The following is a 2,370-nucleotide window of genomic DNA, read 5'->3' as shown; positions in this document are numbered from 1 at the left end:
GGGCCGTTTCCCCCTGTTCCGCCAGGGCCGCGCCTTGGTCGAGCTGACCGACGTCCGCGACGCCGCCCCGCGCCCTGCTGCTGGCCGACCGCCATCGCGAGACGGCCGGCGGACGGGCGGTCAACGTCACCGGGGGACGGCCGCTGCCGATATCCGAGTTGGTCGGGCGTCTCGGCGAAGCGCTGGGCGTCCGCGTCCGGATCGTTCCAGTCCCCCTGCCCGTCGGTCAGGCCCTGTCGGTGATCTCGGAGAGCGTCTGCCGCATTCTCCCGGGCCGGCCGGAGCCGATCCTGACGCCCTACACCCTGTCCACGCTCGCCTGGTCCCAGACCTTCGACCTGACCGGCGCCCAGGTGCTGATCGACTACGAGCCGGCCCACGACGCCGTCGAGACCGCCATGGCTGTCGCGCCGGGAATGGCCGCTCGATGAAACGTTGCCGGGTCCATATCCTGCGCGCAGGGTCCTGCTCCCACCCGCAGATCATGACGCGCAGGGACGGGAGCCTGAAACCCGTGGTCTTCCCCGCGCTGGCCGCCCTGATCGTGCATCCGGACGAGGGCGCGATCCTGTTCGACACCGGCTACGACCCGGCCTTCTTCGAGGCGACCCGGACCTGGCCCGAGATCCTCTATCGCTGGACGACGCCGGTGGACCTGGCGCCGGGAGATGCCGTCGCCGACCAGCTGCCGCGCTTCGGCGTCCGGGCCGAAGAGGTCCGGGCCGTCGTCGTCTCGCACTTCCACGGCGACCACGTGGCGGGTCTTCGCCGGTTCCCGAACGCCCGCATCTTCTGCGCCCGGGCGGGGCTGCAGCAGGTTCGCCGCAAGGGCCGTTTCGCCCGCGTGCGGCAAGGCGTGCTGGCCGCCCTGGCCCCGGACGACATCGACGCCCGCTCCGCCTTCTTCGAGGATCGTCCCCAGGTGGCGCTCGGCCCCGACCTGACGCCGTTCGAGACCGGCGCGGACCTGCTGGGCGACGGATCGCTGCTGGTGGTCCACCTGCCCGGACATTGTCCGGGCCACTGGGGGCTGGTGGTGCGCGAGGACGGCGACCGCCTGCGCTTTCTGATCGCTGACGCGGCCTGGTCCAGCGGCCAGGTGCGCGACGACATGCCCCCTCCCCGGCTGACCACCGCCCTGCTGGGCCAGACCGAACCGTACCGGGCGACCCTGAACGCCCTGCACCGGCTGGGGCGGCGGAACCCCGACATCCTGCTGACGCCGTCGCATTGCGGCGAGGTTCCTGTCGAGACGCCCGATGCCGGCGGTTGACCGCGTCGCGGTCCTGAAGGCCTGGCTGAGCGCCCGGTGGACGGCGGTTCGCCTGCGGACCCCGGCGGACGTCACGCGGCGGCAGGCGACCCTCTGGCGGCGGATGACGCCTAGTCCTCGCCCGCACGCCCGCCGTCGCCGGGCTGGCGGGCCGGCCCCTCGAGGCCTTCCCCATCGTCTCGCCAGAAGAGGCGCGCCGGGATTTCGAGCGCTGGAACACCCTGGGCCTAACCCGCGCGGAGGCCGAGGTCGGCGCGCGCGAGGCGGAGACCGGCCGCAAGGGCGAGGTCCGTCCGGGCGTCACCGCCGGCTTCTCGTCGGGGTCCTCCGGCGGGCTGCGCGGCCTGTTCCTTACCAGCCGCGCCGAACGCGCCGCCTATCTGGGCCATCTGATCGCCCGACTGCTGCCCGCCACGGCCTTCCTGAAGCGGACCCGCATCGCCCTGTCGTTGCGCGCGACCTCGGCGCTGTACAGCGACGTCGCCGGGGCCGGGCCGTTCCGCTTCCTGTTCATCGGGCTGGAGACCCCCGGGCAGAACCGTCTGGAGCAGTTGAACGCCTTCGCCCCCCACGTCGTGATCGCGCCCTCCCATGTGCTGGCGGACATCGCCCGCCGGGTCGACGTCGGAGCCCATTGGCGGCCCGCACGGCTGCTGCAGGGCGCCGAACCGATGGGCGACGCCGAGCGCGACTGGATCGAGGCGGTCCTGGAGGCCCGCCCCGCCCCGCTCTACCAAGCCACCGAAGGCTTCCTGGCCGCGCCCTGCCGGCTGGGGACCCTGCATCTGAACGAGGACGTGCTGATCGTCGAACGCGAGGCCGTGCCGGGGACGAACCGGTTCCTGCCGATCGTCACCGACCTGCGCCGGGTCAGCCAGCCGATGGTCCGGGTGCGCGTTCCGGATCTCCTGGAGCCTGCGACCTGCCTGTGCGCCTCGCCCCTGTCGGCCGTCCGGCCCGTCGAGGGGCGGCTGGAGGACCTGTGGCGCTGGGGCGAGATCGTCGTCACGCCCCGCGCGGTGGAGGACGCGGTCAGCGACGCGATCGGCCCGGAGGCGGACTGGCGGGCCGTCGCCGGACCGGCGGGCGTGACGGTC

Annotated in this window: 2 protein-coding genes and 1 pseudogene; all 3 read left to right on the top strand. The window is 73.5% G+C overall.

What is annotated here, in order from left to right; genetic code table 11:
• Positions 1–158: 158 nt before the first annotated feature.
• Complete coding sequence (locus AC2W7C_RS16890) at positions 159–431, top strand: hypothetical protein (RefSeq protein WP_486002417.1); 273 nt, start codon at positions 159–161, stop codon at positions 429–431.
• A gap of 83 nt (positions 432–514) precedes the next feature.
• Complete coding sequence (locus AC2W7C_RS16885) at positions 515–1,273, top strand: MBL fold metallo-hydrolase (RefSeq protein WP_486002416.1); 759 nt, start codon at positions 515–517, stop codon at positions 1,271–1,273.
• A 449-nt stretch (positions 1,274–1,722) separates the two neighbouring features.
• Positions 1,723–2,370: pseudogene (locus AC2W7C_RS16880) on the top strand (cell division protein FtsA); the annotation flags it as partial.

Source organism: Brevundimonas sp. CURTG3B2_SDJG (assembly GCF_057364705.1).
This window is presented reverse-complemented; position numbering and strand designations above follow the sequence as displayed.